1 pseudogene is annotated in these 618 nt (G+C 46.0%); it reads left to right on the top strand.

The features are described 5' to 3' along the window. Positions 1–618, top strand: a pseudogene (locus R7040_RS27665) (FAD-dependent oxidoreductase); the annotation flags it as partial.

The raw sequence follows: 618 nt of genomic DNA, 5'->3' as shown, positions 1-618 counted from the left end.
CAAAACTGCCGAATTCAAACGTGATTACTCAAGCGACACTTAATCAGGCAGATTGGCTTGGTGATCATTGGCAATTGACTTACGAACACAATGGCGTCAATTGTTTGCTTACTTGTGATTACTTAGTCAACGCATGTGGTTTCGAGACGGGAACTATTGATAACGCAGTTGGCGCTAAGCGTGACCGTTTAGTTGAATTCAAAGCCGCTTACGTGACCAAATGGAACGAATGTAACCAGCAATGGCCAGAAGTCATTTTCCACGGCCCCCGTGGCACAGATAAAGGAATGGCGCAGTTAACTCCTTATGGAGATGGCTATTTCCAGCTGCACGGCATGACGAAAGAGATCACGTTGTTTGAAGATGGCTTAGTTGAAAGCACGGCACTCTCTGCTCAACCTGAGCTACCTGTACCGTTACTGTCTAAAATTCGTAGTGGGTGGCGTGAAGAAATTTTGGGTGAAAGAACGCATAACGCAATACAGCACATGGCCCAATTTATCCCTGATTACAAAACAGCGGAAAAAGGTGGCAAAGCATTGTTTGGTGCTCAACAGATTCCAGGCACAGATCCTGTGCTTCGCGCGGCAGATGTTTCATTCGAACAAAATCACTACG

The sequence above is a fragment of the Vibrio sp. 1069 genome (genome assembly GCF_033340555.1).
This window is presented reverse-complemented; position numbering and strand designations above follow the sequence as displayed.